Annotated in this window: 25 protein-coding genes and 1 pseudogene; 19 read left to right on the plus strand and 7 right to left on the minus strand. The window is 62.2% G+C overall.

The genetic code is table 11. The features are described from left to right. Window positions 1-448 precede the first annotated feature (448 nt). The 17 genes from EFB14_RS15535 (at window position 449) to EFB14_RS15615 (ending at window position 20219) form a co-directional block, all read left to right on the plus strand. Window positions 449-787: a hypothetical protein gene (locus tag EFB14_RS15535; protein WP_125847237.1), complete on the plus strand. Its 339-nt coding sequence runs from the start codon at window positions 449-451 to the stop codon at window positions 785-787. A gap of 138 nt (window positions 788-925) precedes the next feature. Beyond that, window positions 926-1132, plus strand: coding sequence for a hypothetical protein (locus EFB14_RS15540; protein WP_125847235.1), 207 nt, complete (start codon window positions 926-928; stop codon window positions 1130-1132). Window positions 1133-1287: 155 nt separating this feature from the next. Then, complete coding sequence (locus EFB14_RS15545; protein WP_126826683.1) at window positions 1288-2094, plus strand: pseudouridine synthase; 807 nt, start codon at window positions 1288-1290, stop codon at window positions 2092-2094. 14 nt (window positions 2095-2108) lie between these two features. Beyond that, window positions 2109-2807 carry a phosphoribosyltransferase gene (locus EFB14_RS15550; protein WP_376772344.1) on the plus strand — a complete coding sequence of 233 codons (699 nt, stop codon included), beginning with the start codon at window positions 2109-2111 and terminating at the stop codon, window positions 2805-2807. An 89-nt stretch (window positions 2808-2896) separates the two neighbouring features. Then, complete coding sequence (locus EFB14_RS15555; protein ID WP_126826689.1) at window positions 2897-4639, plus strand: SLC13 family permease; 1743 nt, start codon at window positions 2897-2899, stop codon at window positions 4637-4639. Window positions 4640-4725: 86 nt separating this feature from the next. Further along, a complete protein-coding gene (locus EFB14_RS15560; RefSeq protein WP_126826692.1) occupies window positions 4726-5682 on the plus strand; it encodes a phosphoribosylaminoimidazolesuccinocarboxamide synthase in 957 nt (318 codons plus the stop codon). 192 nt (window positions 5683-5874) lie between these two features. After that, window positions 5875-6477, plus strand: a complete 603-nt coding sequence (locus EFB14_RS15565; protein WP_126826696.1) for a TetR/AcrR family transcriptional regulator — start codon at window positions 5875-5877, stop codon at window positions 6475-6477. A 156-nt stretch (window positions 6478-6633) separates the two neighbouring features. Then, window positions 6634-7845: an efflux RND transporter periplasmic adaptor subunit gene (locus tag EFB14_RS15570; RefSeq protein WP_126826699.1), complete on the plus strand. Its 1212-nt coding sequence runs from the start codon at window positions 6634-6636 to the stop codon at window positions 7843-7845. A 49-nt stretch (window positions 7846-7894) separates the two neighbouring features. Next, complete coding sequence (locus tag EFB14_RS15575) at window positions 7895-11005, plus strand: efflux RND transporter permease subunit (RefSeq protein WP_126826701.1); 3111 nt, start codon at window positions 7895-7897, stop codon at window positions 11003-11005. 148 nt (window positions 11006-11153) lie between these two features. Further along, the gene (locus tag EFB14_RS15580; protein ID WP_126826704.1) at window positions 11154-12593 is read left to right on the plus strand and encodes an efflux transporter outer membrane subunit; all 1440 of its coding nucleotides are present in this window, start codon (window positions 11154-11156) and stop codon (window positions 12591-12593) included. Window positions 12594-12756: 163 nt separating this feature from the next. Then, window positions 12757-13800 (plus strand): LacI family DNA-binding transcriptional regulator, encoded by a 1044-nt coding sequence (locus EFB14_RS15585; RefSeq protein ID WP_126826707.1) that lies wholly within the window; start codon window positions 12757-12759, stop codon window positions 13798-13800. Window position 13801: 1 nt separating this feature from the next. Beyond that, a complete protein-coding gene (locus EFB14_RS15590; RefSeq protein WP_126826711.1) occupies window positions 13802-14824 on the plus strand; it encodes an ABC transporter substrate-binding protein in 1023 nt (340 codons plus the stop codon). Window positions 14825-14888: 64 nt separating this feature from the next. After that, entirely contained in the window at window positions 14889-15716 is an 828-nt protein-coding gene (locus EFB14_RS15595; RefSeq protein ID WP_126826714.1) for an ABC transporter permease, read from the plus strand. Next, window positions 15713-16492 (plus strand): ABC transporter permease, encoded by a 780-nt coding sequence (locus tag EFB14_RS15600; RefSeq protein ID WP_126826717.1) that lies wholly within the window; start codon window positions 15713-15715, stop codon window positions 16490-16492. The genes EFB14_RS15595 and EFB14_RS15600 overlap by 4 nt, the downstream gene beginning before the upstream one ends. Then, window positions 16485-17510: an ABC transporter ATP-binding protein gene (locus tag EFB14_RS15605; RefSeq protein WP_126826720.1), complete on the plus strand. Its 1026-nt coding sequence runs from the start codon at window positions 16485-16487 to the stop codon at window positions 17508-17510. The genes EFB14_RS15600 and EFB14_RS15605 overlap by 8 nt, the downstream gene beginning before the upstream one ends. A gap of 4 nt (window positions 17511-17514) precedes the next feature. Beyond that, a complete protein-coding gene (locus EFB14_RS15610; RefSeq protein ID WP_126826723.1) occupies window positions 17515-18435 on the plus strand; it encodes a nucleoside hydrolase in 921 nt (306 codons plus the stop codon). Further along, window positions 18432-20219: an adenine deaminase gene (locus EFB14_RS15615; RefSeq protein ID WP_126826726.1), complete on the plus strand. Its 1788-nt coding sequence runs from the start codon at window positions 18432-18434 to the stop codon at window positions 20217-20219. The genes EFB14_RS15610 and EFB14_RS15615 overlap by 4 nt, the downstream gene beginning before the upstream one ends. Before the next feature lie 57 nt (window positions 20220-20276). On the opposite strand, the gene EFB14_RS15620 is transcribed toward EFB14_RS15615, so the two are convergent. From EFB14_RS15620 to EFB14_RS15635, 4 genes and pseudogenes are all read right to left on the minus strand, one after another. Beyond that, the gene (locus tag EFB14_RS15620) at window positions 20277-21446 is read right to left on the minus strand and encodes a M20 aminoacylase family protein (RefSeq protein ID WP_126826729.1); all 1170 of its coding nucleotides are present in this window, start codon (window positions 21444-21446) and stop codon (window positions 20277-20279) included. Window positions 21447-21539: 93 nt separating this feature from the next. After that, window positions 21540-21770, minus strand: a pseudogene (locus tag EFB14_RS15625) (tripartite tricarboxylate transporter permease); the annotation flags it as partial. A gap of 161 nt (window positions 21771-21931) precedes the next feature. Further along, on the minus strand, window positions 21932-22381 hold the full coding sequence (locus EFB14_RS15630) for an SRPBCC family protein (protein WP_125847202.1): 450 nt from the start codon (window positions 22379-22381) through the stop codon (window positions 21932-21934). A 48-nt stretch (window positions 22382-22429) separates the two neighbouring features. Then, window positions 22430-22753, minus strand: a complete 324-nt coding sequence (locus EFB14_RS15635) for an ArsR/SmtB family transcription factor (RefSeq protein WP_126827404.1) — start codon at window positions 22751-22753, stop codon at window positions 22430-22432. A 215-nt stretch (window positions 22754-22968) separates the two neighbouring features. On the opposite strand from EFB14_RS15635, the gene EFB14_RS15640 reads away from it, so the two are divergent. Further along, window positions 22969-23631 carry a sulfite oxidase-like oxidoreductase gene (locus EFB14_RS15640; RefSeq protein ID WP_126826733.1) on the plus strand — a complete coding sequence of 221 codons (663 nt, stop codon included), beginning with the start codon at window positions 22969-22971 and terminating at the stop codon, window positions 23629-23631. On the opposite strand, the gene EFB14_RS15645 is transcribed toward EFB14_RS15640, so the two are convergent. From EFB14_RS15645 to EFB14_RS15655, 3 genes are read right to left on the minus strand one after another with little or no spacing between them, the layout of a single operon-like run. Continuing rightward, entirely contained in the window at window positions 23616-24248 is a 633-nt protein-coding gene (locus EFB14_RS15645) for a hypothetical protein (protein ID WP_126826736.1), read from the minus strand. The two genes, EFB14_RS15640 and EFB14_RS15645, sit on opposite strands and share 16 nt — an antisense overlap. 50 nt (window positions 24249-24298) lie before the next feature. Further along, complete coding sequence (locus EFB14_RS15650; RefSeq protein ID WP_126826739.1) at window positions 24299-25045, minus strand: CbtA family protein; 747 nt, start codon at window positions 25043-25045, stop codon at window positions 24299-24301. 13 nt (window positions 25046-25058) lie between these two features. Then, window positions 25059-25268 (minus strand): CbtB domain-containing protein, encoded by a 210-nt coding sequence (locus tag EFB14_RS15655; RefSeq protein ID WP_126826742.1) that lies wholly within the window; start codon window positions 25266-25268, stop codon window positions 25059-25061. Between the two features lie 233 nt (window positions 25269-25501). Here EFB14_RS15655 and EFB14_RS15660 point away from each other — a divergent pair, with 233 nt between their 5' ends. Continuing rightward, window positions 25502-26065 carry a histidine phosphatase family protein gene (locus EFB14_RS15660; RefSeq protein ID WP_126826745.1) on the plus strand — a complete coding sequence of 188 codons (564 nt, stop codon included), beginning with the start codon at window positions 25502-25504 and terminating at the stop codon, window positions 26063-26065. The last annotated feature ends 116 nt before the right edge of the window (window positions 26066-26181 follow it).

Here is a 26181-nt window from a genome sequence, read left to right on the forward strand (position 1 = left end):
CAGAACACAAACCAGCAATCGCCAATCCGCTTGAGTTTCTTTAGAACGAAAGACTTCGTCGCCAGCAGCGCCGCCGCCCTCGTTCAGTGAGTGGGCTTATAGAACTAACCCTCCCAAACAGTCAACACACCAAAACAAAGTTTTTTGACATTTTTGTAACAGGTTGATTCGGCAAGGATTTTTGGCGCTCGCCGTTATCCACAGGCTGCCTTTTCGGGTCGGAGTCCCGAAAATTCCTTTATCAGCCGGTCAAAAATTCATCGAAACCGCATCCTCAGCGGCCGAAAGGTGCCTAAAAAACAGCGCCTTGAGCGAATTTATGGTTAATGAAGGATTAAATCGCTTCCGACCGGCGCGCTTTAAATTTCCGTCACAAATCAACGGCCCGCATTTCGGAACCTATCACCGTTTGAGGTGTTGTCTCTCCCATTGAAGAAAGGAGACCGACATGGCCGCCAATACCGAAGACATCAGAGCATCTGTGAGCAAGGACATTGCCGCGCTTCAGCAGGAAGTATCGCGCCTGCAGAAGATGATTTCCGCTCAGGGCGCCGAAGCCTATTACGAGGTGCGCGGCCGCGCCGGCAAGGCTTACGAGGATGCCCTGCCCCGCGCAAAAAACGCCGTCGCCCAGATCAAGGCCGAAGGGGCTGCCGCCGCGGGTGCTGCCCGCGAGCACGCGGCAGCGACGACGACTGCGCTGGCGCTTGCAGGCGCGATCGGGTTCCTCGCCGGATATCTGCTTTCCGGCGCTTCGCAGCCCCAGCCCCGCCATTGGTGGCGCTAAACGCCAAATCCATCCAGAACGAGCTTTTTTACGCACCCGCCGATCCATTTTTCGGCAGGGTGCGTAAATGCTTATGTCTCAGAAAAACCAATTTTTAATGCAAGTGGTGGGAATATAAAAAACGAAGGGAGGACTACAATGGATAACAAGAGGGCCAACTGCATCATTGAAGTCAGCGTCGACGGCGCCAACGGCCGTTACGCGGTCGGTATCATGAATATGCGTCAGGCACTCGAACTGCCGGAAATGCCGAGCCTGTCTTATACACATCCCGACCCCGACAAGGCCGCTGCCGGTATCGTCGTCAGCCGCAAGGAACTGGCCGGCTTCATGGCCTGCCGCTAAGGCAGGGCAACCTCCATCATGTCTGACAGCGCTTTTCCTCGAAGCGCTGACGTTTCGTTGCGGCATCCGCTATCCCCCCGGTTTTTTCTTACCTTGCTGGAATCCTCGCGCTGTTCGTGCCAAGAGATGGCATCGAGACAGGACAGGGACGGCAGATGAGAGAGCGGCGGCCACCGCACAAAACGCGCGCGCGGACAAAGTCCGCTGACGATGCCGCGGCTAAGCGGGTCACCCTTCCCCGCGCCCTTTCCAAGCTCGGCTATTGCTCCCGCACTCAGGCCGAACGGCTGATCGCCGAAAGCCGCGTCGCCGTTGACGGCCGCACCGTCAGCGATGTCTCCGCATGGGTCGATCTTGCCACCGCAAAGATCAGCGTCGACGGGCTGGTCATCGCCGCCGAGACGAAAATATACCTGATGCTCAACAAGCCGCGTGGTCTCGTCACCACGCGCCACGATCCCGAAGGCCGGCCAACGGTCTATGATTGCCTCAGGGAATTCGACATTCCGCATCTCTCCCCGGTCGGCCGGCTCGACAAGGCAAGCGAGGGCCTGCTGCTTTTCACCAACGACACGGAATTTGCCCAAATCCTGCTCGATCCGGTCACGCATGTGACGAAGACCTATCATGTCCAGATCGACCGCATCATGGACGACGAGGCGTTTGCCGCCATGATGTCAGGCATCCGCCACGACGGCGAATTGCTGACGGCAACCGCCGCGCGGCGCCTGCGCCAAGGCGACAGGAACTCATGGATCGAGGTCGAGCTCGACGAAGGCCGCAACCGCCAGATCCGCCGCATGCTGGAGGCGCTCGGCACCGAGTGCCTTCGCCTCGTGCGCGTCGCGATCGGCGAGTTGGAACTCGGCGAACTGCCGAAAGGCGCCGTCCGCGCGCTAAGCGAAGCGGAATTGCAGGCGCTGCGCCGCCGAGCCGGCATGGAGAGGATGAGGCGCAATTGACCGGCGTCCCGGACATCGCGCCGCACGACTTCTGGCAGGAGATTCACCCGCCCGGCAGCTTTGTCGACGCGGGAGAGTTCACCTCCTTCTATGTCGCCGCGCTGGAAGACGGCCGCCAGCTTCGCCTGCCGATCCGGGTGCTTGATGATGGCGATCATGCCCTCGCCTCGCTGATCGTCAATCAGGCGAGCTTCGACGTCCTCGATGCACTGGCGGAAAGCCTCGCCGAAAAGATCAGGCCGATGAACGTCGATATCGTCGCAGGCCTGCCGACACTCGGCCTGACGCTCGCCGCCGCCCTTGCGCAGAAGCTTGGCCACGGCCGCTACATCCCGCTCGGCACCTCGCGCAAATTCTGGTACCGCGACGAACTCTCCGTCGCTTTGTCCTCGATCACCACGCCGACGCAACAGAAGCGCCTCTATATCGATCCGCGCATGCTGCCGCTGCTTGAGGGACGGCGCGTCGCGCTGATCGACGACGTCATTTCCAGCGGCGCCTCGATCGTTGCAGGCCTTGATCTTCTGGCGGCTTGCGGTATCGAACCGGTCGTCATCGGCGCCGCCATGTTGCAATCGGAGCGCTGGCGCGAAAGGCTGGCGGCCGCCGGGCCGCAATGGATGGCACGCACGGTCGGCGTCTTCGCAACGCCCATGCTGGAGCGGAATGCCGCAGGCCGGTGGCAGGCGCAACGAAGTTCAAGCAGGACGTGAGGACTGTTCCATCTTTGCGGACCGGCGCCCTGTACAGCGGATAAAGAACGGCTACAGTCCGCGTGATCGATGAACCACCGGATCCGCCCATGTCGCTCGAGCAAGCATCCCTGCTGATCCTTCTGCTGGCGATGCTCATCCTCTTTTCGCTCGAACGTTTCCGCATCGAGATCGTCTCGATCGCCGGCCTGCTTGCCGGCCACGCGCTCGGTCTTTATCCGGCCGACCAGATTTTCACGGGCTTCGCCAGTCCCGTCGTCATCACCGTCGTCGAGATCCTGCTGATCGTCCAGGTGCTGGCGCGCGCCAGGCTCTTCGACAGTCTGGCGGCCCGTTTCGCGGCCGCAAGGCTCTCGGACTTCAAGGTCATATCAGGCACGTCCTTGCTTGCCGGCTTCATTTCGATCTTCATGAACAATATCGGCGCCTTCGCGATCACCCTGCCGGTGGCTCTGCGGCTCGGGTCAGCGCTCATGATCCCCCGCCGCCAGCTCGTTATGCCCGTCTCGTTCGCGGCCCTGCTCGGCGGCCTCGTCTCGCTGATCGGCACGCCGGCCAATCTGCTCGTCAGCGATGCTCTCGCCAAGGCGACCGGTGCAGGCTTTCACTTTTTCGATTTCGCCTATGTCGGCCTGCCGGTCGCAATCGCCGGCATTCTGCTCGTCACTCTTCGCATACAACGTCTGTTTCCGGAACCGGACGAAGCCCCTCCAACGGTTTCATCGGCTGTGCGCCGCATCGTCGTCGAGCGTCGCGTCCCTCATGTCTCGCCGCTGATCGGTGTTCGGCTTTCCGAGTGTCCGTCGCGTTTCGGGGTCAAGCCGCACGCGCTGATCCGCAGCGACAATTTTGTTTTCGGTCCGCTCGACCAGTCGGCGATCGAACCGGGAGACGTGCTGCTTGCCGAAGGCGCGGACGCGGTCTTCGCCGGCCTTGCCGCCGCGCAGGCGCTGATTGCCGATGACCATCCGCATGGCCTGCATCCGGATTTTACCCGTGTCGAAAGCGTCGTCATGCCGGAAAGCACGCTTGTGGGTTCACGCATCCGCTCGCTCGAGGTCTTTCATAACCGCGGCGTCTTGGTCACCGCTCTTTCCATGCGCGCGCCGCGCATCGAGGGCCGCTTTATCGATCTGCAGCTGTCGATCGGCGATATATTGACGCTGGAAGGCCCCCGCATAGCGATTGCCGAAGCGCTAGAGGAAAGCGAGTGCCTGCCGCTTGCTCCGACAGTCCCGGCCGAACCGGCCTTCTTCTCATGGCAGCCTTTCGCACTCTTCGCCTGCGGCGTCGCCGCCTCCGCGGCCGGATTGCGTCCCGATATCGCCTTTGCCTGCGTCGTGCTCGTGCTCGCCTTGCTCAATCATCTGAATATCCGCCAGGCAATGGCCGATCTCAATTGGCCGATCATCATCATGCTCGCGGCGATGATTCCGATCGGCCAGGCGGTGGCGACCACCGGAGCGGCCGAAACCATTGCCGGCTGGCTGAGCTTGGTCGTGCCGATCGCCCACCCACTCATCGGCATCGCCCTCATCCTCTTCCTCGCGATGGCGCTGACGCCCTTCGTCAACAACGCGACGGTCGCGATCGTGCTGACCCCGATCGCGCTGGAATTCGCAAGAGCCGGCCAGCATGCGCCGAACGCCTATCTGATTGCCGTCGCCGCCGGCGCCTCGCTCGATTTCCTGACACCCTTCGGTCATCACAACAACACGCTGGCGATGGGCATCGGCGGCTACCGCTTCGCTGACTTCCTGCGCGCCGGCTGGCCGCTTGCCGTTACAAGTTATGGTCTCGCTCTGTTTCTCCTGGCTCTCTTCTGGCTGTGATGCGATATTCGGGGCTCTGCTTGACTTCGCCGGCAATGGAACTAGAGCAGGAAACCTTCACCCAATCATAAGGACAGTCGAGCGTCGTGCGAATCCTCTCCGAAGCCCATTTCCCGGAATTGCCGAACTACTATCGCGGCAAGGTGCGCGAGAATTACGACCTTCCGGACGGGAGCCGCATCATCATCAGCACCGACCGGCTGAGCGCTTTCGACCGTATCCTCACCTGCATTCCCTATAAGGGCCAGGTGCTGACACAGACGGCACGCTACTGGTTCGAGGCGACGAAGGATATCTGCCCGAACCACGTTCTGGGTTATCCCGATGCGAATGTCGTCATCGGAAAGCGGCTCGACATCCTGCCGGTTGAGATCGTCGTGCGCGGTTATCTCGCCGGCACCACCGGCACCTCGATCCTGACGCTCTACAAGAAGGGTGAGCGGGAGATGTACGGCATGCGCCTGCCCGACGGCATGCGCGACAACCAGATCCTGCCCGAACCCGTCATCACACCGACGAGCAAGGAATTCGACGGCGGTCATGACGAGCCGCTGACGCCTGCCGAAATCGTCACGCGCGGCCTTCTGACCAGGCAGCAATGGGAGACCCTGTCGCGATACGCGCTTGCCCTTTTTGCCCGCGGCCAGGAGATGGCGGCGAAGCAGGGCCTGATCCTCGTCGACACCAAGTATGAATTCGGCACCGATGGCGACGGCAATATCATCCTTGCCGACGAGATCCACACGCCCGACAGCAGCCGCTACTGGCTTGCCGAAAGCTATCCGGCAAGCTTTGCCGCCGGCAAACGCCCGGAAAGTTTCGACAAGGATTTCGTCCGCGCCTGGGTGGCGGAGCGCTGCGATCCCTATAAGGACGAAATCCCCGAGATCCCCGTCGAACTGATCGAGCAGACCTCGGCCGTCTATATCAGGGCTTACGAGGCGATCACCGGCACCCGGTTTGTTCCCGACGACAGCGGCGAGACGCCGCTAGCCCGTATCCGAAACAATCTCGCTCGCTACTTCCCTGATGGCGATGCATGAAGGCGCCGAGCCGATCACCGGCTTGCAGCGTTTCGCCCAATCGCAATAGAGCGCCGCGCGTCCGGCAGACGCGCTAGGACGCTCTATCACTTTGAATTGGCGCATAATCCCTTCCGAAAATCGATTCCGGTTTTCGGGCTTATGCGCTAGCATCGGCCGAAAAGGGATCGGGCTCGGCCCGGCGGGGGACAGATGGCGAGAAGGCCGAGACGCAAGGCCGAGGAAACGCGGGAAGACATTCTCTCCATGGCGGAGATGCTGTTTCGCGAGCGCGGTTTCGTTGCGGTTTCGATCGCCGATGTCGCCGCAGCGCTCCACATGTCGCCCGCCAACGTTTTCAAGCATTTCCGTTCCAAGGTCGCACTGGTCGATGCGATCGCCGGGCGCCATCTCGACAACGCCACCGAACGTTTCGCCGCTTTCGACCAGGACCTGCCGCCCAAGGAGCAGTTGCTCCGCTTCGTCCTGCGTCTGCTGGAAAGCCATCTGCAGGACATCCAGAAGAACCCTTACCTCTTTGAAATGGTGCTTTCGACCATCGAGGCCAAACTCGAGGCCGGCAATCGCTATCGCGCCCGAATCGAGGAGAAGCTCGGCGAGATCATCCGCACGGGTATGGCGGAGGGATGTTATCATTGCCGCAATCCAGAGCGCGCGGCACATACCGTTGCCGACGTGCTCGCCTGCGTGCTGCATCCCATCCTCATTGCCCGCGACGACAAGGACACGCTCGTGCACCGCGCCGAAGAAATCGTGTGTCTGGTGGATGCCGCACTGCAAAATAAAGCTTGCTAAGTGACGGTTGCTGACTTACGTCACTTCGTAAAGCTTTTCTTAAATTCGGATCGTGGCATTTGAGGCCAAATCAATCCTGACGCTTATATAAGCCTGCGCTCGGCCCTGCCGAGCCCGTGGATCGAACGGCGATTGCCAACGCACAGGGATTTCAGAATGATACGGCGTGCCCTCCTCATCTCCTCGGCCCTGGTGGTCGGCGCATTGCTTGCCGCCTGCAGCGACAACGCCGGCAAGCCTGCCGGCAGTGCCGGCGCGGGCGCGGCGCAGCAGGCGGCCCCGGTCGGCGTGATCACGCTGAAGAAGGGTAATTTCCCGATCACCACGATCCTTCCCGGCCGCGCCGAAACCTTCCAGACGGCCGACATCCGGCCGCAGGTGAGCGGCCTCATCCGCGAGATCGCCTTTAAGGAAGGCGGCGAGATCAAGAAAGGCGACCTTCTCTATCAGATCGAGGATGCGCCCTATATCGCTGCCGTCGAGCAGGCCAAGGCGGCAATCTCCAAGGCCGAGGCGAGCGTGCCGAGCGCTGAAAGCAATCTCGAACGATATCAGCGCCTCGTCGGCAGCGGCGCGACCCAGATCGAATTCGAAACGGCCAAGACGACGCTGCTTCAGGCCAAGGCCGAAGTCGAATCGACAAAGGCAGCGCTTTCCGCCGCACAGATCGACCTCGACCATACGAGGATCATCGCCCCCTTCGACGGCGTCATCGACCAGACCGTCTATAATGTCGGCAACGTCGTCTCGGCCAACCAGTCGACGGCGCTGACGACGATCCGCCAGCTCGATCCGATCTATATCTCGCTGACCGAATCGAGCACCAATCTCCTCAAGCTGCGCGATGCGATGACCGCAGGCAACATCAAGGGCGCAGACAATGTCCCCTTCCACCTGATCCTGGAAGACGGCAAGGAATACAACCAGCAGGGCAAGCTCGACATGTCGAAGCAGGTGGTCAGTGAGACCACAGGCACCTTCATCATCCGCGTGCTCTTTCCCAATCCGGACCGTATCGTCCTGCCCGGCATGTACGTCCGCGCAACGGTCGAGCTTGGCGCTGAAGTCGGCTATGCGTTGCCGCAGCTGGCGACGAGCCGCGATGCCAACGGCCGGCTGACGGCGCAATTCGTGTCCGCCGACGGCAAGGTCGAAACCCGCGCCTTCGAGAACAGCTCGCCCTCCAACAATTCCTGGCTCGTGACCGAAGGCATCAAGGACGGCGATCAGCTGATCGTCAGCGGCCTGCAGTCGATCACATCAGGCATGCCGGTGAAGCCGGTTCCGATGAAGATCAATGACAACGGCGTGGTCGTGCCTGCCGAGCAGCCCGCGGCCGGTGACGCTGGGAAGCCCGCAGCGAAGTAATCGCTGAAAGCCCCGCATCGTCACCGTCTCAGCCGCACAGGAACAACCGATGGCCAAGTTTTTCATCCGACGTCCGATTTTCGCCTGGGTCATTGCGATCACCATCATGCTCGCTGGGCTCTTGGCGATCTTCACGCTGTCGATCTCGCAATATCCCGACATCGCGCCGACGACGGTCCGCATCAATGCCACCTATCGCGGCGCCAGCGCCGAAACCGTCGAGAAATCGGTCACGACGATCATCGAGGACGGCATGACCGGCCTTGACGACCTCACCTACATGACCTCGACCTCGTCAACCGGTTCAGCCAGCATCCAGCTCACCTTCGGAACGAGCGTCGATCCCGACATCGCCCAGGTGCAGGTGCAGAACAAGCTGCAGCTGGTACAGTCGCAGCTTCCGGGCGACGTCATCGATGCCGGCATCAGCGTGACGCGCTCGACCTCGAGCATCCTTCTCGTCGGCTCGCTCGTTTCAACCGACGGCAAGCGCAATTCGGTCGACCTCGGCAACATCATGTCGACCTCGATCGAGGATCAGATCCAGCGCCTGGAAGGCGTCGGCAGCATCAACGTCTTCGGCTCGGGATATGCCATGCGCGTCTGGCTCGATCCCTACAAGCTCCTGAAATACCAGCTGACGCCAAGCGACGTCACATCGGCGATCCAGGCGCAGAACACCCAGGTCTCCGTCGGCTCGCTCGGTGGCCAGCCGACGATTCCCGGCCAGCAGATCAACGTCACCATCACCGCGCAAAGCCAGCTGACCACCGTCGCCGACTTCGAGCACATCATTCTGAAGGTCGAAAAAGACGGTGCGACAGTCCGCCTGAGCGACGTCTCGCGCATCGAGATCGGCCAGGAAAGCTACGGCGGCAGTTCACGCTACAACAGCCAGCCATCGACCGGCTTCGCAGTCAATCTGGCGATCGGCGCCAACGCCATCGATACAGCCACCCGCGTGCGCTCCGCGCTTGAAGTCATCGGCCGCGGCCTGCCGGCGGGCGTGGAGATCACCTATCCCTACGACACGACGCCGTTCGTGGAACTGTCGATCGAGAAGGTCGTACATACGCTGATCGAGGCGATCGTCCTCGTCTTCGTCGTGCTGCTCGTCTTCCTGCAGAATCTGCGCGCAACGCTGATCCCGACGATCGCCGTTCCCGTGGTGCTGCTCGGCACTTTCGGGGTGCTCGCCATCACCGGCTACTCGATCAATACGTTGACGATGTTCGCCATGGTGCTGGCAATCGGCCTTCTCGTCGACGACGCGATCGTCGTCGTCGAAAACGTCGAGCGCATCATGTCCGAGGAAAAGCTCTCGCCGCTCGAGGCGACGGAAAAATCGATGGGCGAAATCACCGGCGCGATCGTCGGGATCGCGCTCGTGCTGACCGCCGTCTTCATTCCGATGGCTTTCTTCGGCGGCTCGACCGGAATCATCTATCGCCAGTTCTCGATCACTATCGTCTCGGCGATGCTGCTGTCGGCGCTCGTCGCCATCGTGCTGACGCCCGCACTTTGCGCCAGCATGCTGAAACCGGTCGGCGAACACAGGAAGCATCGCGTCGGCGACTGGTTCAACCGCAACTTCACGCGCTCGACCAAGGGCTATGTCAGGGCCATCGGTTATCTGCTGAAGCGTCCCATCCGCGTCATGCTGGTCTTCCTCCTCGTCGGTGCCGGCTGTGCCTATCTCTTCACCCGCCTGCCGAGCTCCTTCCTGCCGCAGGAAGACCAGGGCGTGCTGCTGACCATCGTCACCACGCCGCCGGGCTCGACCACGCAGCAGACCCAGGCGGTCGTCGAGAAAGTGGAGAAATACTATCGCGAGAATGAAAAGGACGCGGTCGAGTCCGTGTTCGGCGCGCTGGGCTTCGGCTTCAACGGTTCCGGCCAGAACAGCGCCATCGTCTTCACCAAGCTCAAGGATTTCTCGAAGCGCACCGATCCGCAGCTGAGCGCCCAATCGGTCGTCAACCGCGCGCTGCGCAGCTTCTTTGCGATGCGCGAAGCGCAGGTCTTCGCGCTCCTGCCGCCAGCGATCCAGGGTCTCGGCGTGTCGAGCGGCTTCTCCATGTATCTCGTCGATACCGGCGGCCATGGCAACGATGCGCTGACGGCAGCTTCCAAGCGGCTGATCCAGATGGGCAATACCTCAGGCAAGATCGTGGCGCTACGCAGCAGCAGCAAGGAAGTCGAGCCGCAGATGCGCATCGTGCTCGACCAGGAAAAGATCGGCGCCATGGGCGTCGATATCGCCTCGGTGAATTCGATGCTGTCGATCATCTTCACCGGCCGCGACGTCAACGACTTCACGCTGAACGGCGAGATCAAGCCGGTCTACGTCCAGGGCGATGCGCCCTTCCGCATGCAGCCTGATGATCTCGACCACTGGTATGCCCGCAACACAACCGGCGAAATGGTGCCCTTCTCCGCCTTCACCAAAACCGAATGGGTGAAGGGCGCGCCTTCGCTTGCCCGCTTCAACGCTGTCAGCGCGATTCCTCTCGACGGCGCCTCCGCACCCGGCGTTTCCTCCGGCGATGCGATGAACGAGATGGAAGCGCTGACCGAACAGCTCGGCGGCGGATACACCGTCGCCTGGCAGGGCATCTCCTATCAGGAACGCCTTTCCGGTTCGCAGGCGCCGATGCTCTACGCGATCTCGGTTCTCGTCGTCTTCCTCTGCCTGGCAGCACTTTACGAAAGCTGGTCGATCCCCTTCTCGGTGATCATGGCGGTGCCCGTCGGCATTCTCGGCGCGCTGACGGCGGCAACGTTTTTTGGCCAGGCGAACGACGTCTATTTCAAGGTGGGCTTGCTCACCACGATCGGGCTGGCGGCGAAGAACGCAATCCTGATCGTCGAATTCGCCAAGGACCGCATGGAAAGCGGCATGGGGCTCTACGAAGCAACGCTGGAAGCGGCGCGATTGCGCCTGCGCCCGATCATCATGACTTCGCTTGCCTTTATTCTCGGCGTCGTGCCGCTGGCGATCGCGACGGGAGCGGGCTCGGCGGCGCAGAATGCCATCGGCATCGGCGTTCTCGGCGGCATGCTGTCGGCGACGATGCTGGGAATTTTCTTCGTGCCGTCGTTTTTCGTCGTCATCCGACGCATCTTTGCCACACGCGGCAAAAATGCGGCAGGAGTGTGATAAAAATGCACTGTGATAATGCTGTTCCGATTGCTACATTGCGCCCGACTGCTTCGGTGTGTGTTTTTGTGGGACGAGGCGCGGCGGCCGATTGTGAAGCATGAAGCTTCGGACAAGAATTGACTTGCTCGAGTACAGGATGAAATGAATGGTATCTCTTCGTTTTGCCACACCGGCATTATTGTTATTATTGTCGGGCTGCGTCGTAGGCCCTGATCATGTTCCTCCTGAAATGCCATTGCCCGCCAAATTTGGAGAGGGTGGGACCAAGAGTGATGGCGATGTTGCCACTGCCGCATGGTGGACCGCCTTCAAGGATTCAAGACTGAACGGCTACGTCAAGGCCGGCCTCGATCAGAACCTGACAGTTCAGCAGGCGATCGAAAGAATCAATGCAGCTTCCGCAAACGTCACCACCGCCGGCGCCGGCGGCCTACCGAGCCTGACGGTCGGCGGCTCGCACACGGTCAGCGGCCAGAGGGGTGAGCTGCGCACGCAGCTCGACACGCGCAACACCAGCGCCGGCGACGTCCAGCTGAGCTGGCTGCTCGATCTCTTCGGGCTCTACAAGCGCAACACGGAGAGTGCGCTTGCTTCGCTCGATTCCGCTTACGCATCGGCTGACGTTGCCAGGCTGACCCTCGTACAGGACCTTGTCTCGAGCTATATCGACGTTCGCTTCTATCAGCAGCGCCTGGCGCTTTCGAAGGCCAACCTGAAGTCTCGCCAGGAAACCTACGAACTTACCAAGTTCCAGCTTGAAGCTGGCGCCGCCTCGCGTCTTGACGTCGTTCAGGCCGAAGGTCTTGTCCAGTCGACGCTCGCCGAAATTCCCGGCCTCGAAACCAATATCCGCATATCGGCCCATCACATCGCCACGTTGCTCGGCCTGCCGGCTTCGGCTCTTGTCGATGAATTGCTGAAGGGCTCCGGTCAGCCGGTATTCCGCGGCGGCATCACCTCCGGCATCCCGGCGGATCTGATCCGCAACCGCCCGGACATCCGCGTCGCGGAACGTGATCTTGCCGCCGCAACGGCCAATATCGGCGTTGCCCAGGCGCAGCTTTATCCGAGCATCTCGCTTAGCGGCTCGATCTCGCCGTCCTACATCAACCAGCGTGGCATCCATGGCGGCCTGACGCCCTGGTCCTTCGGCCCGACGCTCAACCTGCCGATCTTCGATGGTGGCCGCCTTCGCGCCAACGTCAAGTCGGCACAGTCCAATGCCGCGACCGCCTATCTGAACTGGAAGTCGACGGTGCTGACTGCGGTCGAGCAGGTCGAAAACGCACTTTCGGCCGTCCGGCGTGACGCTCAAACGGTCGCGGCACTTCAGGCCCAGGTGAAGACCACGCAGGAAACGCTCGAACTTTCGACGGCGTCCTACAAGGACGGCGCCTCCTCGCTGCTCGACGTTCTCGACGCGCAGCGCCAGGTTTCGCTCGCCCAGGCAAGCCTTGCCCAGTCCGTCCAGCAGATGGCCAAGGACTATGTCTCGCTGAACATCGCGATCGGCGGCGGCTATGCTCCCGACGGCAAGATCGCTACGCCAGTGAAGCCTGCGCCCGCAAAGCCCGCCAAGAGCTGATCGGCTTTGCCTTTCTGGAACATACAGAGCCCCGCGATCGTCTCGCGGGGCTTTTTTCATACCGCTCCGCATTGGATAGTTGCGCACAAGAGGAATTTGGATTCGACAAGCGGTGGTCGCTGATATAAGCCTGATTAAACGATTAATCAAAACGCGCTAGATCATGGCTTCACCGCGCCCGGGTCCGAACCTCAGCAAGATAGCGACGTCGCTCGGCGTTTCCGTCGCCACGGTTTCCAATGCGCTTTCCGGCAAGGGCCGGGTCTCCGGCCAACTGGTCGAAAGAATCCGGGAGCATGCCGCCGAATTGGGTTATGTCCCGAGCCAGGCCGGCCGGGCGCTCAGGACCGGCCGCAGCGGCGTTCTCGGCCTGGTCCTGCCCGATATCGCCAATCCGCTGTTTCCGAAGATCGCGCAGGCGATCGAATTCGCCGCTTCCGCTGCGGGTTACGGCGTGCTGATTGCCGATTCCCGCGGCGATGTCGCCACCCAGACCGAGGCGATCAATCGGCTGATCGAGCGCGGCGTCGACGGTATGGTCGTCATCCCCCGCCGCGCCACGCGCATTTCTTCCGCCGCCTGTCCGGTTGCCGTCATCGACACCCCCTCGACGCCAGGCAATACCGTTGCCGCCGACCATTGGCAGGGCGGCCAAGCGATCGCCGAGCATCTCGCAGGGCTCGGCCACCGCCGCATCCTCATCATCGGCAACAATCAGGAATCCAATGTCCAGAACGATCGCGCCGGCGGCATCCGCTCCGGCATGCGCCCGGATATGCATTCCGAAACGTTGTGGATCGAGAGGCTGGAGCAGAATATCGGCAGCGGCTGCCCGCTCGGCCTCGCCGAAAAAGTCAGGCATGGCTTTACCGCCTTCGCAGCCCTCTCCGACCTGCAGGCGCTGCGCGCGCTGACCGAGCTGCAGCAGGCCGGCATCACCGTCCCCGTGGATGTCAGCGTCACCGGCTTCGACGATCTCATCTGGTCGCCCGTCGTCACGCCGTCGCTGACGACGGTGCGGATGGACATGGACAGGATTGCCAGGATTGCCGTGTCGGCGCTGGTGGATACCATCAGAAGAAACAGCATTCGGGAGGGCATGCTCGTTACCGCGGAAACCGAGCGCGTCGCCATGCAGCTGATCGTCCGCCAATCATCCGGGCCTGCGAACCCGGCACCAAAAACCTCAGAGATGGAGAACATGTAAAATGAAAAGAATTCTCATCGCCTCGGTGGCGATTGCCGCTCTGTCGCCGCTCGGCGCAGCCGCGGCGGAGCGGACACTGACCATTTCCGTCTATGCCTTCGCGCAGGACGATTTCAAGACGCTGGTCTACGATCCTTTCGAAGCCCAATGCGGCTGCAAGCTGGTGGTCGAAACCGGCAACAGCGTCGAGCGCCTGGCCAAGATGGAAGCGAACAAGGCCAACCCCGTCGTTGATCTCGCCGCCGTTTCCATGGCCGATGCGCTCGCCGCCTCGCGCGCCGGCCTGATCGACAAGGTCGACACTGCAAAGCTTTCCAATTTCGCCAAGCTATACGATGTGGCCAAGGATCCGAACGGCGATGGGATGAGCGTCGGTTATACCTTCTATGCCACCTCGATCGCCTATCGCTCCGACAAGATGAAGATCGACTCCTGGGCCGATCTCCTGAAGCCGGAATATGTCGGCCACGTCGCCTTCCCGAATGTCACCACCAATCAAGGGCCGCCGGCCCTCTATATGCTCGGCCTGGCGCTGGGCAAGGACACGCCGGACCTGAAGGGCTCGATCGAGGCGCTGGGCGAGAAGAAGGACGACATCGTCACCTTCTACGAAAAATCCTCGCAGCTCGTGCAGCTCATGCAGCAGGAGGAGATCTGGGCAGCACCGATCGGCCGTTTCTCCTGGGCGGGCTTCACCAAGCTCAACGTCCCCATTGCCTGGGCAACGCCGAAGGAGGGACAGACCGGCGGCATGAACGTGCTGGTGCTGACCAAGGGCTCCAAGAACCAGGATCTCGCCATGCAGTTCATGGATTTCTGGCTCTCGACCGAGATCCAGACCACGCTCGCCGAAAAGCTGGTCGACAGTCCCGCCAATAGCGAGGTCAAGCTTTCGGAAGCCGCCGCCAACAACCTTACCTATGGCGAAGCAACGGCCAAGAGCCTCAAGCTGATCCCGTCTGCCATCGCCCTCGACAACCGCGCCGGCTGGCTGAAGACGTGGAACGAGAAGGTCGGCCAGTAAGCGGCTCCTGAAAACCGGTCCCGGCGCCTGCCGGGACCTCCCTCCTCTCCTGAAAAGGCGCCTCATGTTCCAGAACCGCGCAGAAGCCATGGCGCTCGCCTTGCCGGCAGCCGTCTTTGCGACGTTGGTCTTTCTGCTGCCTGTTGCAATCCTGCTGTCCGAGGGTTTTCGCGCCGGCGGCGCCTGGACGCTGTCGGCCTATACCCACTTCTTTTCCGAGACGCTGAACCGCACCGTCTTCCTGCGCTCCTTCCGGCTCGGTCTCGAGGTCACTGCCGTCTCGGCTGTTATCGGCTATGCCGCAGCCTTCGCCATCGTCAACTTGCCGCCCAAGGGCAAGGGCCGCGTGATCGGCCTCGTTACCCTGCCGCTGATGATCTCGCCGGTAGCGCGCACCTATGCCTGGATCGTCATTCTCGGCCGCACCGGCATCGTCAACCAGGCGATCACGGGCCTTGGCCTCAGCGCTGAGCCGTTGCGGCTGTTGTTTACCGAAACCGCCGTCTTCATCGGCCTCCTGCAGCTCTTCCTGCCGCTGATGATCCTGTCGCTGATCAGCGCGCTCGAAAATATGCCGAGGGATGCGATCCCGGCTGCCCGCGTGCTCGGCGCCAACTGGTTTCAGGTCTTTTGGAAAGTCGTCCTGCCGCTGACCCGGGAAGGCCTGGTCGTTGGCGGCACGCTTGTCTTCACCGGTTCGCTCACCGCTTACATCACCCCCGCCGTTCTTGGCGGCTCCAAAGTGCTGATGCTGGAGACGCTGATGTACCAGCAGGTTTCCGTCGCCAATGATTTCGTCTCGGCAAGCGTCATCGCCTTCATCCTGATCGTCATGAGCTTTGCCGCCAATATCCTGCTGAAACGCCTTGCGACGGCGAGGAATCGCCGATGAGCATCCGACTGTTTTCGCCCCTCGTCCTCTTCCTGCTGCTGGTCTTCCTGATCGGTCCGTTCCTGATCATCATCGCCGCCTCACTTTCGGCGGGCGATACGCTGGCCTTCCCACCACAGGGCCTGTCGCTGCGCTGGGTGATGAAGGTCTTCACCGTTGAAAGCTTCCGCGACAGCTTCGCCATGTCGATGTTCCTTGCCGTCTTCGGAACGCTTGCAGCCCTCCTCCTCGGCATTCCCGCCGCTTACGCCCTGTCGCGCTACCGGCTGCCCGCGGCCGAGACCGTCCGCACGATCGTCTCGCTGCCGATCATCGTTCCCGGCATCATCGTCGGCCTGGCATTACTGCGTTATCTCGTCGTGCCCTTCGGCTTCAACATCACACTCGCCCTCTTCTTCGCCCATGCGGCCCTTGTGCTGCCCTATGCCGTGCGCGTCGTCTCAGCCAGTCTCGACAATTTGCGCTCGGATATCGAGGAAGCAGCCGTCCTGCTCGGCTCCTCGAGGTTCGGAGCCTTCTTCCGCGTGGTGATGCCGAATATCCGCGGCGGTATTCTTGCCGCCTTCATCCTCGGCTTCGTCACCAGCTTCAACCAGGTGCCGGTCTCGCTCTTCCTCTCCGGCCCGGGGGTGAGAACGCTGCCGATCGACATGCTGGGTTACATGGAAACCACCTACGATCCCTCCATTGCGGCGCTTTCCGCCCTTCTCGCCTTCCTCTCGATCGGCATCGTCTTCCTCGCCGAACGCTTTCTGGGATTTTCGCGTTATGTCTGATGCCTATCTTCAACTCGACAAGCTGACGCTTGCCTATGGCGATACGGTCGCGGTGAAAAACCTTGATCTTGCGATCGGCAAAGGCGAGCTCGTCGCTTTCCTCGGCCCCTCCGGTTGCGGCAAGACGACGACGATGCGCGCCATCGCCGGTCTGCTGACGCCGGCTTCCGGTCGCATCGGTCTCGACGGCGCCGATATCACCCGCGTCTCCGCAAACAAGCGCGCCGTCGGCCTCGTCTTCCAGTCCTACGCCCTCTTCCCGCATCTGACGGTCTATGAGAACGTCGCCTTCGGCCTGCGTCTGAAAGGGATCTCAGGCGCGAATCTCGACGCCCGCGTCGGCGCCGGCCTGAAATCCGTCGGGCTCAGCGCCTTCGCCAGCCGCAAGCCCGCTGAGCTCTCCGGCGGCCAGCAGCAGCGTGTGGCGCTTGCCCGCTCGATGGTCATGGAGCCGAAGGTGCTGCTGCTCGATGAGCCGCTCTCCAATCTCGACGCCCGCCTTCGCCTTGAAATGCGCGCCGAATTGCAGCGCGTGCAGAAGGAAACCGGTGTCACCATGATCTTCGTCACCCACGATCAGGTGGAGGCCCTGGCGCTCGCCGACCGCATCGTCGTGATGCTGAACGGCGGCATCGAGCAGATCGGCACGCCGGAGGAGATCTACAATAATCCCGTCTCATCGTTCGTCGCCGATTTCGTCGGCTTCGACAATGTCTTCGCGCTGAAGGAGGGAAAGCTTATGACGCCGAATGGCCCGATCGCGCTTTCCGGTCCGGCGCCGCAAAATTCGACGGGCCTGGCCTGGCGACCGCGCGCGGTAACCCTCGGTGCGGGTCCGTTCCAAGGCACGGTGCGCGGCACATCTTTCGCCGGCAACAGCCGCGAATATCTCCTCGATACGCCGCTGGGGGCCATCAAGGCCGAGATCGATGCCAGCCTGCCGCCACACGAGATCGGCAGCGCGCTCGCTTTCGATCTGCCGGTCGCCGGCGCGGCCAACCTCAAGCGCTTCGGGTGATATCATGGGCGTCTGGATCGACACCGATATGGGATTTGACGATATCGCCGCCATTCTGGTGGTGGCGCAGTCGGAATATGAAATCGACGGCATATCGCTGGTTTTCGGCAATGCGCCACTGCCACAGGTGAGAATGAACGCCGCCGGCGCCGCCAGCGCCTTCGGCTGGACGTTTCCCATCCATACCGGTCGGGCCATGCCCGTTCTCGGCAAGCTCGAAACCGCCCAGGCGATTCTCGGCGAAACCGGCATCCCGACAACGGGCAAGAGCCTGCCGAAGGCCCCCGCCCTTGCCGAAGGCGATGCCTTCACCGCGCTCTGCCGGTGGCTGGAAAGCCAGGGCCCGCACCGTATCCTGGCGCTCGGCCCGCTCACCAATATCGCCGCCATAGCGCTCGCCCGTCCGGATCTTGCCGCCCGCATCACCGAACTCGTGTGGATGGGCGGCGGCGTCACATCAGGAAACCATACCGCCTCTGCCGAGTTCAACGCGCTCGCCGATCCCGAAGCCTTGTCGATCGTCATCGCCCATGGTCTGCCGCTGCGCATGGTCGATCTCGACCTCTGCCGCAAGGTGCTGGCACGGCCCGAGGACGCCGAGCCGGTGCGCAATGCCGGTGGCGCCAATGCCGAGCTGATCGCCGATATGTTTTCCGGCTACGTCAGCATCGGCACCAGCCGCGGCCGCCCCGGCATGGCGGTCTACGACCCAACCGCCGCCGTCGCCTTCGTCGCTGCCGATATCGTGAGCTTCCGCCCAGCGCGCATCGACGTCGAGCTGCAGGGCACGCTTACACGTGGCCGCACCGTCGTTGAGACCCGCGCGACGCACGCCGCCTTCAATGCGCAATTCGCCGCCGACATCAATGCCGACATGGCGCGCGTCATCATTCTCGCCGCCCTGGTCAACGAGGCCCGCAAATGACCGTCATCCCTCGCCAGGAACCTTTCGATCTCAACGATCCCGCCTTGCGCGCCCGCGCCGTCGCCGCCGCCCGCGGCGATGCGCCCTTCGATATGCTGATTACCGGAGGACGGTTGCTCGATGCGGTGACGGGCCTGATCCGGGAGGCAGATGTCGGCCTCGTCAGCGCGCTCATTGCAAGTGTTCACCCTCCGGCAAGCCGCACGGACGCCGTCGAGATCGTCGATGCGACCGGCAGCATCCTGACGCCGGGTCTGATCGACACGCACATGCATGTCGAAAGTTCGATGGTGACGCCCGCTGAATATGCGAGTGCCGTATTGCCGCGCGGCGTCACCACTGTCGTCTGGGATCCCCATGAGTTTGGCAATGTCCATGGCCTCGACGGTGTACGCTGGGCGATCGAGGCCGCCCGCACGCTGCCGCTGCGCATGATCCTGCTCGCCCCCTCCTGCGTGCCGTCGGCACCAGGTCTGGAATTGGCAGGCGCCGATTTCGATTCCTCCGTCATATCAGAGATGTTGCGCTCTCCCGCCGTCGGCGGCGTTGCCGAAGTCATGAACATGCGGGGCGTCATCGACGGCGATCCACGCATGAGCGCCATCGTCAACTCAGGGCTTGCCTCAGGCAAGCTTGTCTGCGGCCATGCCCGCGGACTGGAGGGCGCCGATCTCAACGCCTTCGCGGCGGCAGGCATCACCTCCGACCATGAACTCACCTCAGGCGACGACCTCCTCGCCAAGCTTGCCGCCGGCCTGACCATCGAGCTGCGCGGCTCTCACGACCATCTGTTGCAGGAATTCGTCGAGATGCTGAACGGTCTCGGCCATCTGCCTGCGACCGTGACACTCTGCACCGACGACGTCTTTCCCGATGAACTGTATGAGAGTGGCGGTCTCGACGACGTTATCAGGCGCCTGGTGCGCTACGGCATGAAACCGGAATGGGCATTGCGCGCTGCGACCTTCAACGCCGCTCAGCGGCTGAAGCGCTCCGATCTCGGCCTTATCGCCGCCGGCCGCCGCGCCGACCTCGTTCTCTTCGAGGATCTTACAGAATTCCGGGCGCGGCTCGTCATATCGGGCGGCCGCATCGTCGCCCGCAACGGCAGAATCGAAGCGGCCATCCAGCCGCTCGACACAGTGCCGCTGCGCAATTCCGTGAAGTTGCCCCCATTCACCGAGAGTAATTTCCGCATCCCCGCGAAAGGCGAGCGCGTCCGCGTCGCCACCATCGACCGCCCCCGCTTCACGCAATGGGGCGAGGCCGAAACAGAGGTCAGGAACGGCTTCGTCGTACCGCCGGCCGGCAGCACGATGATTGCCGTCGCCCACCGCCACGGCAGGGCCGACGGTATCACACGCGTCGGGTTCCTCACCGGCTGGGGCGAGTGGCGCGGCGCCTTCTGCACCACAGTCTCGCATGACAGCCACAACCTCACTGTCTTCGGCGGCAATGAACGCGACATGGCGCTCGCTGCCAACGCCGTCATATCGGCAGGCGGCGGCATGGCGGTCGCCAAGGACGGCCGCATCGAAGCGATCCTGCCGCTGCCGCTCTCCGGCCTGGTGACCGACGCACCGCTGAAGGACACTGCCCTAGCCTTCGCCGTCATCCGCAAGGCCATGGAAAAAATCGTCGACTGGAAGCCGCCCTACCGGGTCTTCAAGGCCTGCTTCGGCGCAACACTCGCCTGCAATATCGGCCCGCACCAGACGGACCGGGGAATTGCCGATGTTGTGACGGGGAAGGTGCTGGAAAGCCCGGTGCTAGAGGTTTTGTAAGCCGAAACGCACAGATCATGTGACGAGGACAGTGCTGTGTAGCCCCTCAAACTCCAGCTATACCTTTAACTCCTGCTCCACCAACGCCACCCAGTAAGCCGTCCCATAACCCAGCGCCTCGTCGTTAAAATCATACGACGTATTGTGATGCAGCGCTCCATCAACAGCCGGCCCATTGCCGAGCCAGACATAACAACCCGGCGCGTTTTGCGCGAAGAAGGCGAAATCGTCTCCGGCCGTCGACGGCGGAAAGCTTGTCCGCACCTGCCCGCCGAACACCGTGGCGGCAGCCGCGAGCGCCCGGGCGGTCGCGTCCGGATCGTTGACGACAGGCGGTATCCGCCGCTCGAAACGATAGTCGACGGCAACGTCGTACATGGCAGCCGTTCCGCTTGCCAGTCGCCCGATCTCGGTTTCCAGCTGGTCGCGCACCTCGGGCGAATAGGCTCGCGCTGTTCCGCCGATCTCGACCGTATCGGGAATGACGTTCAGCGCCTTCGGATCGCCCGCCTGCAGGAAGCAGGCGCTGACGACAGCAGGCTGCAACGGATCGACCACACGCCCGACGATCGTCTGCAGCGATGAGAGGAAGGTGCCGGCCGCCGTGATCGGATCGCGGCCGAGATGCGGTTTGGCGCCATGCGTGCCGATCCCACGAAAGGTGAGGCGCCAGCTGTCGGAGGAGGCAAGCTGTGGCCCCTCGACCACAGCAATTTCGTCAACATCAAGCCCCGGCATATTGTGCAGGCCATAGACGGCATCGCAGGGGAAAAGCCGGAAGAGCCCCTCCTCCACCATTCGCCTTGCCCCGCCGCGGCCCTCTTCCGCCGGCTGAAAGATGAAATGCACCGTGCCGGAAAAATTCCGTGTCGCCGCAAGATGCCGCGCCGCGCCGACAAGCATCGCGGTATGGCCGTCATGGCCGCAGGCATGCATCTTCCCCGGTACGGTCGATTTATAGGGCCTCTCCGCCATTTCAGGCATGGCGAGCGCATCCATGTCGGCCCTGAGCTCGATCCTGCGCGTGCCATTGCCAAGCTGCAGCGTGCCGACCACGCCGGTGCCGGCCAGCCCGCGATGCACCGTGATCCCGGCCTCCTCCAGAAGCCTCGCGACGATACCGGCCGTGCGCTCCTCCTCGAAACCGAGTTCGGGATGGGCGTGCAGGTCGCGGCGCAAAGCGGTGAGGAACGGCAGATCGTCCTTGATCCGGGCGGGAATGCTCATGGGCCTGGATATCCCCTCATGCGAAACGGGCGCCCGAAAGGCGCTCGCGTCAGATCACCCCTTGTTCATCAAACAGCCCATAAGTTCAACCCCTCAGGCCTCTTCGACGAACACCTCCTCGCGCATCCTCCTGACGCTCGGCAGGAAGACGACGATGAGGACTGCAAGCGCGATCGCCAGAAGCGTGGCGCTGATCGGCCGCGTGATGAAGGTACTCGGATCGCCGCGCGACAGGATCATGGCGCGCCGCAGGTTCTCCTCCAGAAGCGGCCCGAGCACGAAGCCTAGCAACAACGGCGCCGGCTCGCAGCGAAGCTTCGCCAAGGTTCGGATTACTTATTTGCCGCTGCGAAAAATCGACCCGCAATCGTCACCGCCGCTTTCGAAAGACAATTCTGCGACGGTGCGATGCAGCATGGGTCGATTTGGAAACAAACGGCTGATGCGATGGGTGGAAATCCACCCATCGTGCCATGGTGACCGCCCTATTTTTTGGGCGGCAGCACCACCTCGCCGGTCTCGATCAGCGACTTGAGGTTGGAGAGAATGCGCGGCCAGCCGCCGGAGACGGCATTGATGAGCTTGGAATTCTCGACGGCGATGGAATGGGTGACCGTCAGCTTGGTGGCCGTTTCGGTCGCCGCCTCGATCTCCATCACGCATTGCGAATAGCCCTCTGCCTTCAGCTCCGGCATGAACTCGTTGCGCCACTTCAGAACGAGCCGTTTCGGCGGATCGCATTCCAGGATTTCGCCGGTATCGGCGACTGATCCGTCCTCGAACAGAAGCTTCCAGGCAGCGCCCGCGCGCCATTCGGTTTCGAAGTGGGCGCCGAGCCAGAACTTCTTCATGAACTCGGCTGTCGTCAACGCCGCCCAGAGCTGCTCCGGCGTCGTGCGGATAAAGGTGACATAGTTATATGTACTGCCAGCCATGATGATACTCCTTTTGGCCAAGTGTCAGCACTCCTGATGGCAGGACCGTCAGTTGCGGCCCTTGCCTTCGAGGGTTTCCTTCAGGTCGGCCAGCGCATTCAGGTGCTGCCGCTCGAATTTGCTGATCCAGCGCTGCGCGATCGCGTTGATCGGCACCGGATTGATGAAATGCAGCTTCTCCCGGCCCTGGCGCTTGGACGAAACCAGATTGGCCTCCTCCAGGATCGCGACATGTTTCGCCACCGCCTGGCGCGTCATGGCGAGCCCCTGGCAGAGTTCGCCCAGCGTCTGGCCGTTCCTCGCATGCAGCCGATCCAGCATCTGCCGGCGGCTCGCATCCGCCAAAGCGCGGAAAACCGCATCATCATCCATGTCTTTATACGGAACCATTTGGTTGCCTGTTACTCTATTTATAGGCAACCAAATGGTTGCATGTCAAGTCCGCAATTGCGGTTTGGGAAGCATCCGCAGAGGCGCTAGCTCTCGGTGATCAGCATCCGAGGCGGGCGAGGATTTCCAAGGGCCTGTCGAAACTTGACACCCGGCGGGGCCGGATGTCCTATTGCTGCACGGCAAGGAGACCACACATGAGCGACGACCAGACCCCGGCTGACAGCAAGCTCACCAGCTCCAAGCGCCGCTGGGCGGCAGAGGGAAAATTTCTGACCGGCCGCATCAGCCGGCCCGAGGCCGAGCGTCTGCCGCCCGGCCAGCACCTCGTCAAAAACTGGCCGGTGCTCGATCTCGGCCAGCAGCCGGTCGTTTCCACAGACAGCTGGCGGCTTGAGGTGCGCGGCCTCGTCGAAACGCCGCTCACGCTCGCCTGGGGCGATTTTCAGGCGATCGAGCAGAGCACTGGGATGAGCGATATCCACTGCGTCACCACCTGGTCGCGCTACGACAACAAATGGAAGGGTGTTTCGACCCGCGATCTGCTCGACCTCGCCATGCCGAAACAGGAAGCTGCTTACGTCATGCTGACGAGTTATGACGGCTACACCACCAATCTGCCGCTCTCCGATTTCGCTGCCGAGGATGCGATCCTCGCGACCTCCTGGGAGGGCCTGCCGCTGACGCCGGATCACGGCGGTCCGATGCGCCTCGTCGTACCGCACCTCTATTTCTGGAAAAGCGCCAAATGGCTGCGCCGCATCGAGTTGATGCCTGACGACCAAGCCGGATTTTGGGAAAAGAACGGCTACCATATGTATGGCGATCCGTGGCGCGAGCAGCGCTATTCCGACGATTGAGCCCGCGGCCGCAGGAAGCGGCCAAATGCAAAAGCCATGAGGCCGAACGCGGAGGCAAGCCCGGTCAGCGACGCCATGCTGACCGGATGAAGCGGCACCTTGCTCCAGTGCGGCTTGACGATATCGGCGGTGTTGAAGGCCTCGCCACTGAACCGGCAGGTGATGGGCGCAAGCCCGCGGCCGACCATGTCGGCATCGATGGCGGAGATGATTTCGCCTGCGGCAGATGCCTCCCGCGGCATCTCCCGCATCGACATCAGCACGGCTTTAGTTGCCGCGAGATAGGCATGGGCGCATTCGTTGAACGGACTTTCCTCATCCGTCACGCTGCCCGGCATCCTACCCCACAGACAGTAGGAATACTGGATCTCGGCATAGTTCAGGACACGGCGGAACGGCTCGTTCGTATCGGTCGCCCGCGACGCCAGATCGATGATCCCGTTGCGATAATCGGATATGACGGCCATCTCGCCATGGGAGATTTCCGGGATATCGAGCCCGGCGTGGCTGCCGCCGGCGCTACGGCCGTGCGCAAGGCAGCTTCCGGCAACCGCGAAGGAGCAGGCGATGACCGCAAACGTCATCAGCAGAAATGGCCTGGTTCTCTCGCGTCTCATGATCGCCCGGAAAGTTCGGGGCGCAGGCCAGGCTGCGCCCTTGAATGCGTTCAGCGAAATGCCGTTGCCGGCCGTCCGCGTTGACCGCCCTTGACGGCAAGCCGTCTTTCCGCCAGCGCCCCGAAGACAAGACCGAGCGCTGCCCAAAGGATTACGTGCATGCCAAGCGAGGTCGTGCGGAAACGCCAGAGCACCATCGCCGAGAAATTCTCAGGTACCTCGTTGATCGGTGGCAACAAATAAAGCACGAGGCCGATGAAGACGAGATAGGCGATACCGGCGATGGTCGCGCCGTTCCAGAGACCGAAACGCTCGGAGAGACGGCGCGAAAGCGCCACCGCGGCAATCAGCGCGGCAAGCGAGACGACGATCATCAGGAAGAACAGCTCGGTCCTGACGCCAATCGTGTCGGGATTGCCGACCGCCGGCGGGTTCGCCGGATATTTGACGGCAGGAACGAGCACGATCGCCACAAAGGCGGCGATGGCGATGACGGCCGAGGTGCCCCGCGCCGAAAGGTTGCTGATGCGGCCGTGCACAAAGGCGAAGGCGAGCGCGAAGAGGCCACCGACGGCAACGCTGTAAGCCATGACGCCGGTGAAAAGGCCGAGGCCGGCCTGCGTGGCGCGGCTGACGATTTCAGGTTCGGCGGCTTCGCCGGCCGCCTGGGCGCTCGCCTCTTCGAAGGCAATTGCCGCATCGACCAGCGGCTCGCCGAAGGTGTGGGCGAAGGCGAAAACGAGGATGCCAGCAATCAGGCCCGCGAGCATGCCGCGAAGCAGAAGGTTTCCAACCATGTCAGAAACTCCCTTAGTGGCAGGGAAAGCCGAGGAGATGCCGACCGTCATGCACGAATTCATGCACATACATGCCGTTGAAGAGCGCCATTGCGCCTTCCTCGGTGCCGACGAAATAGATGGCGATGATCATCAGCAGGCCACCGAAGATCGCCCAGGGCAGGATCTCGCCTACTGGGATCGGCGCCGGTGCTGCGGCGGGCGCGAAAGTGGTATCAGACATGTATTCCTCCGGGAATGACGCGTTCAGTCGAAAGAGTGCTTGTGCGGCAGGGTCTGACTTCCAGCGCGAAGAGCTTTCGACACGCTGGTCACAGTGGCGCGACCGCGCCGGATTTTCACCGGCTTCCAAACCCGCAACAGCATGGTTATATCTGCACCCCGGAGAGACTGTCAACGAAACTTCACGAGCCGGCAAAGGGCCGTCCCCATCGCATTCCGGAGATCAGAACGACCGTGAACACGCGCCTCACCTGGATCTGCCACGGCGCGACGGCGGCAAGCCGTAAAGCCCTGTTCCCGCTCGACGAACCGCTGGAAGACAAGGCGGTGGAGGAAGCGGCCAGAATGGTCGCGCCGCTCCGCGCCGACCGCATTGCCGCAAGCCCCGCTCTGCGTGCCCGCCAGACCGCGCAGGCGCTTCGCCTCGAAGCCGGGATCGACCCGGCCCTTCGCGATTGCGACCATGGCCGTTGGGCCGGCAGGCCGATCGTCACGATAGGGGCGGAAGAGCCGGAAAAATTGGCAATCTGGATGAGCGATCCGAAAGCAGCCCCACATGGCGGTGAAAGTATTTTTGACCTGCGCGCACGCGTCGCCGGCTGGATGGACGCCCAGTCCATCCTCGGCGGCCACGTGATCGCCGTCAGCCACGCGGCCGTCATCCGGGCGGCGGTTACTCATGTGCTTCAGGCGCCGCTCTCCTCGTTCTGGCTGGTGGACGTCGAGCCGCTCGCCATTGTCCGCATGACCAGCAACGGAGAACGCTGGTCGCTGCGCTTCAGTATTAGTGATCACTGAACTGATCCAGCTTTACACAAGCAAATCGCGTCATCTCTATTGAACCCGGTTTCGCCGGGACTACTTCCTTGTCCCAAGGAGATGGAAGAAATGACATATGACTGGAGTGGGGAACG

This window comes from Rhizobium fabae, from assembly GCF_003985135.1.
Taxonomy (GTDB): domain Bacteria; phylum Pseudomonadota; class Alphaproteobacteria; order Rhizobiales; family Rhizobiaceae; genus Rhizobium; species Rhizobium pisi.

Excerpts from the sequence above, each read along its gene's own strand:
- EFB14_RS15535 (WP_125847237.1), top strand. The coding sequence starts at position 449 with ATGGCCGCCAATACCGAAGACATCAGAGCATCTGTGAGCAAGGACATT.
- EFB14_RS15540 (WP_125847235.1), top strand. The coding sequence starts at position 926 with ATGGATAACAAGAGGGCCAACTGCATCATTGAAGTCAGCGTCGACGGC.
- EFB14_RS15545 (WP_126826683.1), top strand. The coding sequence starts at position 1,288 with ATGAGAGAGCGGCGGCCACCGCACAAAACGCGCGCGCGGACAAAGTCC.
- EFB14_RS15555 (WP_126826689.1), top strand. The coding sequence starts at position 2,897 with ATGTCGCTCGAGCAAGCATCCCTGCTGATCCTTCTGCTGGCGATGCTC.
- EFB14_RS15565 (WP_126826696.1), top strand. The coding sequence starts at position 5,875 with ATGGCGAGAAGGCCGAGACGCAAGGCCGAGGAAACGCGGGAAGACATT.
- EFB14_RS15570 (WP_126826699.1), top strand. The coding sequence starts at position 6,634 with ATGATACGGCGTGCCCTCCTCATCTCCTCGGCCCTGGTGGTCGGCGCA.
- EFB14_RS15575 (WP_126826701.1), top strand. The coding sequence starts at position 7,895 with ATGGCCAAGTTTTTCATCCGACGTCCGATTTTCGCCTGGGTCATTGCG.
- EFB14_RS15580 (WP_126826704.1), top strand. The coding sequence starts at position 11,154 with ATGGTATCTCTTCGTTTTGCCACACCGGCATTATTGTTATTATTGTCG.
- EFB14_RS15585 (WP_126826707.1), top strand. The coding sequence starts at position 12,757 with ATGGCTTCACCGCGCCCGGGTCCGAACCTCAGCAAGATAGCGACGTCG.
- EFB14_RS15590 (WP_126826711.1), top strand. The coding sequence starts at position 13,802 with ATGAAAAGAATTCTCATCGCCTCGGTGGCGATTGCCGCTCTGTCGCCG.
- EFB14_RS15595 (WP_126826714.1), top strand. The coding sequence starts at position 14,889 with ATGTTCCAGAACCGCGCAGAAGCCATGGCGCTCGCCTTGCCGGCAGCC.
- EFB14_RS15600 (WP_126826717.1), top strand. The coding sequence starts at position 15,713 with ATGAGCATCCGACTGTTTTCGCCCCTCGTCCTCTTCCTGCTGCTGGTC.
- EFB14_RS15605 (WP_126826720.1), top strand. The coding sequence starts at position 16,485 with ATGTCTGATGCCTATCTTCAACTCGACAAGCTGACGCTTGCCTATGGC.
- EFB14_RS15610 (WP_126826723.1), top strand. The coding sequence starts at position 17,515 with ATGGGCGTCTGGATCGACACCGATATGGGATTTGACGATATCGCCGCC.
- EFB14_RS15615 (WP_126826726.1), top strand. The coding sequence starts at position 18,432 with ATGACCGTCATCCCTCGCCAGGAACCTTTCGATCTCAACGATCCCGCC.
- EFB14_RS15620 (WP_126826729.1), bottom strand. The coding sequence starts at position 21,446 with ATGAGCATTCCCGCCCGGATCAAGGACGATCTGCCGTTCCTCACCGCT.
- EFB14_RS15630 (WP_125847202.1), bottom strand. The coding sequence starts at position 22,381 with ATGGCTGGCAGTACATATAACTATGTCACCTTTATCCGCACGACGCCG.
- EFB14_RS15635 (WP_126827404.1), bottom strand. The coding sequence starts at position 22,753 with ATGGATGATGATGCGGTTTTCCGCGCTTTGGCGGATGCGAGCCGCCGG.
- EFB14_RS15640 (WP_126826733.1), top strand. The coding sequence starts at position 22,969 with ATGAGCGACGACCAGACCCCGGCTGACAGCAAGCTCACCAGCTCCAAG.
- EFB14_RS15645 (WP_126826736.1), bottom strand. The coding sequence starts at position 24,248 with ATGAGACGCGAGAGAACCAGGCCATTTCTGCTGATGACGTTTGCGGTC.
- EFB14_RS15650 (WP_126826739.1), bottom strand. The coding sequence starts at position 25,045 with ATGGTTGGAAACCTTCTGCTTCGCGGCATGCTCGCGGGCCTGATTGCT.
- EFB14_RS15655 (WP_126826742.1), bottom strand. The coding sequence starts at position 25,268 with ATGTCTGATACCACTTTCGCGCCCGCCGCAGCACCGGCGCCGATCCCA.